The organism is uncultured Arenimonas sp. (assembly GCF_963976025.1).
GTDB lineage: Bacteria > Pseudomonadota > Gammaproteobacteria > Xanthomonadales > Xanthomonadaceae > Arenimonas.
Window position 1 is genome coordinate 1 of record NZ_CAXBJS010000158.1, and the last position, 6,042, is coordinate 6,042.

At 69.0% G+C, this 6,042-nt stretch carries 7 protein-coding genes; 4 read left to right on the forward strand and 3 right to left on the reverse strand.

The annotated features are described in order from the left end of the window. The first annotated feature begins 184 nt into the window (after window positions 1-184). Window positions 185-523, forward strand: a complete 339-nt coding sequence (locus tag AACZ35_RS11405) for a hypothetical protein (protein ID WP_339829336.1) — start codon at window positions 185-187, stop codon at window positions 521-523. Between the two features lie 10 nt (window positions 524-533). On the opposite strand, the gene AACZ35_RS11410 is transcribed toward AACZ35_RS11405, so the two are convergent. After that, window positions 534-1,148, reverse strand: a complete 615-nt coding sequence (locus tag AACZ35_RS11410; RefSeq protein ID WP_339829338.1) for a class I SAM-dependent methyltransferase — start codon at window positions 1,146-1,148, stop codon at window positions 534-536. A gap of 20 nt (window positions 1,149-1,168) precedes the next feature. Then, entirely contained in the window at window positions 1,169-1,942 is a 774-nt protein-coding gene (locus tag AACZ35_RS11415) for an AMP nucleosidase (protein WP_339829340.1), read from the reverse strand. Window positions 1,943-2,083: 141 nt separating this feature from the next. Between AACZ35_RS11415 and AACZ35_RS11420 the strand changes: the two genes are divergently transcribed. The 3 genes from AACZ35_RS11420 to AACZ35_RS11430 all read left to right on the forward strand — a co-directional run bounded on the left by AACZ35_RS11420 (window position 2,084) and on the right by AACZ35_RS11430 (window position 5,328). Then, a complete protein-coding gene (locus AACZ35_RS11420) occupies window positions 2,084-3,475 on the forward strand; it encodes an amidohydrolase (protein WP_339829343.1) in 1,392 nt (463 codons plus the stop codon). 8 nt (window positions 3,476-3,483) lie between these two features. Next, window positions 3,484-4,740: an amidohydrolase family protein gene (locus AACZ35_RS11425; protein WP_339829349.1), complete on the forward strand. Its 1,257-nt coding sequence runs from the start codon at window positions 3,484-3,486 to the stop codon at window positions 4,738-4,740. A gap of 171 nt (window positions 4,741-4,911) precedes the next feature. Continuing rightward, complete coding sequence (locus tag AACZ35_RS11430; protein WP_339829345.1) at window positions 4,912-5,328, forward strand: DUF1761 domain-containing protein; 417 nt, start codon at window positions 4,912-4,914, stop codon at window positions 5,326-5,328. On the opposite strand, the gene AACZ35_RS11435 is transcribed toward AACZ35_RS11430, so the two are convergent. Then, window positions 5,325-6,042: TonB family protein (locus AACZ35_RS11435; protein ID WP_339829347.1), on the reverse strand; the 718-nt coding region annotated here is incomplete at its 5' end. The genes AACZ35_RS11430 and AACZ35_RS11435 overlap by 4 nt on opposite strands.

Here is a 6,042-nt window from a genome sequence, read left to right on the forward strand (position 1 = left end):
CAGATCGACCCGAGCGTGCCGCGCTACTGACCGACACGGGCCCGGGCGCATTGCCGACCCGGGCCTTCACGTAAGCGTTGTTGGCAGGGTTAGAGCAATTGCGCTAACTTGGACGGGCAACCAAACCCGCCCAACCGGGTCGTCCCCCCAAGGCAAGGGCGTGGTAGCACCCAGGAGACAAGACATGCGCAATTGGCTGGTGGCGGTTCCCGCAACCCTGGTCCTCGTGGCCTGTGGCGGCGGCGCCGACAATGGTGGCCGCGGCGCCGACCGTAGCGCCCTCGCGGCCGAGGCCTGCAAGGCCGCCGCGGAATCACGGCTCGACGGCAAACTTTACGAACTCGACCTCAAGGCCCTCGGGGCCAGCATGAAGGACGTGCCCAACGGGGAACAGTTCCTTACCGCCCCGATAATCATCGAGCCCGGCCTGACGTCCGAGGCCAAGCAGATCGTCGAATGCACGGTGCGTTTTTCGGACGCCAAGCCGCAGCCCGACGTCGTCGGTTTCGTCTTCAACTGGTAGCCAGCGGTACCTACAAGGTTTTTCGCAGCACAGCCCAGGAAAAAGCCTGGATGGAGCCCGCCGGCGTGTGGTGGTCTTCCTTGGCGTCGCACACCAGGGTGAAATCCGGGCCGAACAGCGCCGCCAGGTCTTCGGGCGAGCGCCGGGCCACCACCAGGCCGCTGCAGCGCTCCGGGCCCCCGGGCGCGAATCCGCCGATCACGGCATGGCCGCCCGGGGCCAGGCAGCGCCGGACCTGGGCGACATAGGCCGCCGCCGCTTCGGGATCCACCAGGAAATGCAGCACCGCGCGGTCATGCCAGAGGTCGTAAGCCGCTTCTGCCAGGTCGGCGCGGGTGACGTCCGCCGCCAGCCACTGCACCCGTGAGCCCCGGATGCCCAGACGCTGGCGGGCGATGTCCAAAGCCTCGTCGGCCAGGTCAAGCACGGTGACCTGGCTGACTCCCCGGGCCAGCAGGTCGTCCACCAGGGTCGAGGCGCCGCCGCCGACGTCGATGACCCGCGATTGCGGCGTCAGCCCGGCGTCTTCCAGCAAGCGCAGGGACATGTCCAGCCGCGGCCGGTACCAGCTGACGGTGTCGGCTGGTTTGGTCCGGTAGACATCGCGCCAGTGTTCGGTGCCCATGGCCGGCTCCTGCGTCCGGTTCAGTCGAAGCGCAGGTGCTTGACCGACTTGCCGTGGCGGCGGATCAGGCGCAGGGCCTCGATGCCGATCTGGATGTGGCGCTCGACGAAGTGTTCGGTGACCTTGCGGTCGGAGGCTTCGGTTTTCACGCCCTCGGGCACCATCGGCTGGTCGGAGACCAGCAGCAGCGCGCCCGACGGAATCGAGTTGGCGAAGCCGGCCGAAAACACCGTCGCCGTTTCCATGTCGATGGCCATGCAGCGCAGCTTGCGCAGGTAGTCCTTGAACTCGGCGTCGTGTTCCCAGACCCGGCGGTTGGTGGTGTACACGGTGCCGGTCCAGTAGTCGTGGCCCAGGTCGCGGATCATCGTCGACACCGCGCGCTGCAGCGCAAAGGCCGGCAGCGCCGGTACTTCCGGCGGCAGGTAGTCGTTGCTGGTGCCTTCGCCGCGGATGGCGGCGATGGGCAGGATCAGGTCGCCCAGTTCGTTCTTGCGCTTGAGCCCGCCGCACTTGCCCAGGAACAGGCAGGCCTGCGGGTTTATCGCCGACAGCAGGTCCATCACCGTGGCGGCGTTGGCGCTGCCCATGCCGAAGTTGATGAGCGTGATGCCGTCGGCGGTGGCGCTGGGCATGGGCCGGTCCAGGCCGACGATCTGCGCGCCGGTCATGCGCGCGAAGGTGCCCAGGTAGCCGCTGAAGTTGGTCAGCAGGATGTGTTCCCCGAATTCTTCCAGCGGCACGCCGGTGTAGCGGGGAAGCCAGTTGCTTACGATTTCGTTCTTGTCTTTCATGTTTTCGTGATCCTTGTTTTGTTCTTTTTATCCGTATTGCCCGACTATTGTGCCACGCAGGTGGCCTGGGACGGCTTACTGCACTTGGCAAACCCGGCCGCCGCTGGCTAGGGTTGCCCGTTAACCGGGGAGAGACACCTGATGCGACCACACCTGCGGGCCAGCCTGCTGGCCACCACCCTGCTTGCGCTTCCGGCCCTGGCGCCGGCGGCCGAGTCGCCGTTCGCAAGCACGTATTCGCCGGTCGCTTCGGCGCCGGTGCTGATCACCGACGCCACCGTGCTTACCGGCGACGGCCGGCGCCTTGAAAACGCCGACGTGCTGATGCGCGACGGCAAGGTTGCCGCGGTCGGCAGCGACCTCGACCCCGCCGGCGCCACCGTCGTGGACGGCCGCGGCAAGTGGGTGACGCCGGGCATCATCGACGTGCATTCGCACCTGGGCGTCTACCCCAGCCCGGGCGCCACCGCGCACAGCGACGGCAACGAAATGACCGCGCCGGTCACCGCCCAGGTGTGGGCCGAACACGGCGTGTGGCCGCAGGACCCGGGTTTCGCCGCGGCGCTTGCCGGCGGCGTCACGTCGCTGATGATCCTGCCCGGCTCGGCCAACCTGATTGGCGGTCGCGGCGTGGTGCTCAAGAACGTGCCGGCCACCACCATGCAGGCGATGAAGTTCCCCGATGCGCCGCACAGCGTGAAGATGGCCTGCGGTGAAAACCCCAAGCGCGTCTACGGCAGCCGCGGCCAGTCGCCGATGACCCGCATGGGCAACCTGGCCGGCTACCGCGCCGCCTTCATCGAAGCGCAGAAGTACCGCGAAGCCTGGGACAAGTACGAAGCGGCCAATGCCGACGACGGCAAGCGCCGCAAGAAGTCGGGCAACGGCAACGGCCAGCCGCCCACCCGCGACCTGCGCATGGACACCCTGGCCGGCGTGCTGCGCGGCGAGATCGGCGTGCACATCCACTGCTACCGCGCTGACGAAATGGCGCTGATGATCGACCTCGCCCGCGAGTTCGACTTCAGGATCGCCGCCTTCCACCACGGCGTGGAGGCGTACAAGCTGGCCGACACCCTGGCCGAAGAAGGCATCTGCGGCGCGCTCTGGGCCGACTGGTGGGGCTTCAAGATGGAGGCCTACGACGGCATCCAGGAAAACATCGCGCTGGTGGACCGCCCGAAGAACGGCTGCGCCGTGGTGCACTCCGATTCCAGCGAAGGCATCCAGCGCCTGAACCAGGAAGCGGCCAAGGTGATGGCCCGCGGCGAACGCGTGGGCATGTCGCTGCCGCCGGAACACGCCATCCGCTGGCTGACGTCCAACGCCGCCCGGGCCATCGGCGTCGCCGAAACCACCGGCACCCTGGCCGAAGGCAAGATGGCCGACGTGGTGCTGTGGAACGGCAATCCGTTCTCGGTCTACGCCAAGGCCGAAAAGGTGTACGTGGATGGCGCCCTGCTCTACGACCGCAACGACCCCGCGCGCCAGCCGGTGTCCGACTTCATGCTGGGCCAGGAGGTGTCGCCGTGAAGCGCCTGATGATCATTCCCCTGCTGCTGGCCACCGCGCTGCCGGCCGCCGCCCAGGACCTGCTGATCCGCGACGCCACCGTGCACACCGCGGCCGCCGCCGGCACCCTGAAAAACCACGACGTGCTGGTGCAGGGCGGCGTGGTGCGCGCCATTGGTCCCAACCTGGCCGCGCCCGCCGGCGTGGCCGTGGTCGAAGCCAAGGGCCGGCCGCTGACGCCGGGCCTGTTCGGCGGCCTCACCGGTCTTGGCATCGAAGAAGTGTCCGGCGAAGCCGCCACCGTCGATGCCGGGCTCGCACTGGGTGCGATGACGCCGGCGCACGAAGGATCGTCCTGGCGTCCGGAGTTCGACGTCGACGTGGCCTTCAATCCGCATTCGGCGGCCATCGGCGTGAACCGCGTGGAAGGCATCACCTTCACCGTGCTGTCGCCGTCGGCGCTGCCGGGCGGCAGCTTCGTCGCCGGCCAGGGCAGCGCGGTGCTGCTCGACGGTCGCTACGACGCCGCGCTGGCGGGCAGCCGCAGCCTGTTCATCGACCTGGGCGGCGACGCCTCGCAGCTTTCGGGCGGCAGCCGCGCCGGCCAGTGGATGTTGCTTGAACAGGCCGTGGCGGAAGCCCGCGCCGGCAGCGGCGACCTGCTGACCCGCGCCGGTCGCGCCACGCTGGCGCGTTACCTGGCCGGTGGCCGGGTGGTGTTCCAGGTCGACCGCGCCGCCGACATCCGGCAGGTGCTGGCCTTCGCCAAGAAAAATGGCATGCGCCCGGTCATCGCCGGCGGCGCCGAAGCCTGGCGCGTGGCCGCGGAGCTCAAGGCCGCCGACGCGGTGGTGCTGGTGGATTCGCTGGCCAACCTGCCCGGCAGCTTCGACAGCCTGGCCTCGGGCCTCGACACCGCCGCGCGCCTGCACAAGGCCGGCGTCAAGGTCGGTTTCAGCCAGCGCGGTGACGCCACCCACAACGCCCGCAAGCAGCGCCAGCTGGCCGGCAATGCCGTTGCCCACGGCCTGCCCTGGGAGGCCGCGCTGGCCGGCCTGACCGCCGTGCCGGCCGACGCCTTCGGCGTGTCCAGCCGCGGCCGCATCGCCGTTGGCCAGGCGGCCGACCTGGTGCTGTGGAGCGGCGACCCGCTGGAAGTGAACACCTACGCCGAACAGGTGTGGTTCAACGGCGTCGCCACGCGCATGCGCTCGCGCCAGACCGAACTGCGCGACCGCTACCTGGCGCCGGATGGTCCACTGCCGCGGGCTTACCCGGCCCGCTGATCCAGCGGCAACCTTGTAGGAGCGCCTTCAGGCGCGAATCTTTTGACTTTGCCTTCGGCAAAGAACCGATTCGCGCCTGAAGGCGCTCCTACAGGGGCTCAGGGGACTTGCCGGCGGGGCCCGGACCGGCACACGATGCCGGCGTGGCGGGGAGCCACGGGGAGAGTGGACATGCCTGAGTTCAATATCTGGGCGGTCATCGCGGCCGCTGCGTCCGGCTTGGTGCTGGGTGGCCTGTGGTATTCGCCGATGCTGTTCGGCAAGGCCTGGCAGCGCGAGAACGGCCTTAGCGACGAAGAACTGGCCAAGGGCAACATGGCGATGATCTTCGGCACGACCTTCGTGCTGTGCCTGGTGGCCAGCTTCGTCTTTGCCATGTTCCTGGGGCCGCGGCCGTCGCTGGCGCTGGGCGTGGGCGCGGGTTTTTCGGCCGGGCTTTGCTGGGTGACCGCCAGCTTCGGCATCAACTACCTGTTCGAGCGCAAGAGTTTCAGGCTCTTCGCAATCAACGGCGGTTACCACACGCTGCAGTTCACCCTGATCGGCCTGATCCTGGGGCTGTGGCCGCTGCCGCCGGTGGTTGGCTAACGGAAAACGAAGTTGCGGGTGAGTTTGGCTTCTTCGTCCAGGGGTTCGAAGCGCCAGCTGCGCACGGTGTTGGTGACCTCGCGTTCGAAGGTGCCGCGCGGGCGTGACTGCAGCACGCGCACGTCGGTGACCCGGCCGTCGCGGCCGATGGTGATTTCCACCTGCACTTCGCCGGTGATGCCGCTGCGCAGGGCGTCGGGCGGATAGGACGGCTGCGGCGTACTGACCGGGATCGGCGTCAGGCGCCTGGGTGGCGGCGCGGCGGCGGCAGCCGCTGCCGCAGCGGCCTGTTCGGCGGCCAGCTGTTCGGCGGCGAGACGGGCAGCCTCTTCGTCGGCTTTTTTCTTCGCCTCGGCCTGGCGGCGGGCTTCGGCCTGGCGGCGGGCCTGCTCCTGCCGGGCCAGTTCGGCCGCATCCGGCGGCTCGGCCACGGTGGCCTGGGCCGGCGTGCTGCCGCTGCGACGCGCGGCGGCAGCGCGGCGGGCTTCGTCGAGCTTCAGGCTTTCTTCGCGGCGGCGACGCTCGGCGGCATTACGCGCTTCCTGCAGCTTGCGTTCTTCTTCGGCCACGCGGTCTTCCTCGCGGCGCTTGGCTTCTTCGATGAGCCGGCGCGCTTCGGCGGCTTCCTGGTCTTCCTTGCGCTGGCGGGCCAGGGCTTCGGCATCGGCCTGCTCCTTCTTGCGGCGCTCGGCGGCCTGGCGCTGGCGTTCGCGT

Bases quoted from the DNA above. Each gene is read 5' to 3' on its own strand.
- AACZ35_RS11405 (WP_339829336.1), top strand. From the start codon at position 185: ATGCGCAATTGGCTGGTGGCGGTTCCCGCAACCCTGGTCCTCGTGGCC.
- AACZ35_RS11410 (WP_339829338.1), bottom strand. From the start codon at position 1,148: ATGGGCACCGAACACTGGCGCGATGTCTACCGGACCAAACCAGCCGAC.
- AACZ35_RS11415 (WP_339829340.1), bottom strand. From the start codon at position 1,942: ATGAAAGACAAGAACGAAATCGTAAGCAACTGGCTTCCCCGCTACACC.
- AACZ35_RS11420 (WP_339829343.1), top strand. From the start codon at position 2,084: ATGCGACCACACCTGCGGGCCAGCCTGCTGGCCACCACCCTGCTTGCG.
- AACZ35_RS11425 (WP_339829349.1), top strand. From the start codon at position 3,484: ATGATCATTCCCCTGCTGCTGGCCACCGCGCTGCCGGCCGCCGCCCAG.
- AACZ35_RS11430 (WP_339829345.1), top strand. From the start codon at position 4,912: ATGCCTGAGTTCAATATCTGGGCGGTCATCGCGGCCGCTGCGTCCGGC.